Consider the following 1,218-nt stretch of genomic DNA (forward strand, 5'->3'; position numbering starts at 1 on the left):
GGAGAATCTTTTCACAAAAATACTCAATCTGGAAGACGGATGGATAGTCGAATCGGTTGATACAGATTTTTCTAAAGAGGAGATATATATCCAAGTTGCCTGTTTGTTAAAAGAGCTGGAGGATGAGCAAAGTGGTGAGATTTGCAAAGTTTACGATCACGCGCCAGCACGCAGCTGGAGGCATCTGGATACCATGCAATACAAGACCTATATTAGGTGTCGGCTTCCCCGGATTATTACTTCTAGCGGTAAAGTTAAGACTGTCCAACCCAACTGGGCATCGGGCTATGAGCGGCATACCTTCTTGTTTGAGCACGCAGTCATTGATCTTCTCAAAGCCAGTAAAAACCAGACCAAAACTGCCCAGCTCATGCGGTGTGGGTTCAATATTGTGAACCGGATTATGCATTTAAGTACTGAACGGGGCATGGCCAGAAGGAATTACTCAGAGGTCATTTTCGAGCATGTGAGTATCGATGAGAAATCCTTTAAGAAAGGCCATCATTATATTACTGTCCTTAGCCACCCTTCGTCCGGTTGTGTACTGGATGTAGAAGAAGACCGGACCAAGGAATCGTGTAAAAAGCTGTTTAATAAATCATTGACCGCTGAACAGCTTGAAAAGGTCGGTGCCATCAGCATGGATATGTGGAAGGCGTATATCACTACAGCCCAGGAGATTTTACCTAATGCATCCATTGTCCATGACCGTTTTCATTTGGTGAACTATCTCAATGAGGCCATCGATAAAGTACGCAGGAGAGAAGTGAAGCACCACCAGGAATTGAAAAACACACGCTACACGATGCTTAAAAACCCGGAGAACCTGACCGAAAAGCAGCGTATCCATTTTGAGTCCATATCCGCTGCCAACTATGAGGTAAGCAAAGCATGGCAGGTACGGGAAAATTTCAAGGAGTTGTTCAGTTCAGGCAAACTGTTCGCATGGCAATTGTTTAACCGATGGGCAGTTGATGCAACCAAAAGAAAAATCAAAGAAATAGACAAAGTTGTGACCATGTTTAACAACCATATCTCAGGGGTGGTCAATGCATTGATAAATAACCTCTCCAATGCAATGGCTGAGCGATTAAACGGGAAAATCCAAGAGCTTAAAACGGTAGGGAGAGGTTATCGAACATTCATAAACTTTAGAAGCGCAATACTATTCTTTCATGGTGGTTTAGATCTATATCCCCACTAACTTAAGGGTAGAAC

Annotated in this window: 1 protein-coding gene; it reads left to right on the forward strand. The window is 43.3% G+C overall.

Going from position 1 to position 1,218, the window contains the following annotated elements:
• Positions 1 to 1,204 (forward strand): ISL3 family transposase (locus AS141_RS25825; RefSeq protein WP_057940602.1); only part of this gene is annotated, 1,204 nt, incomplete at its 5' end.
• Between the last annotated feature and the right edge of the window lie 14 nt (positions 1,205 to 1,218).

It is taken from the genome of Algoriphagus resistens, assembly GCF_001442615.1.
GTDB lineage: Bacteria > Bacteroidota > Bacteroidia > Cytophagales > Cyclobacteriaceae > Algoriphagus > Algoriphagus resistens.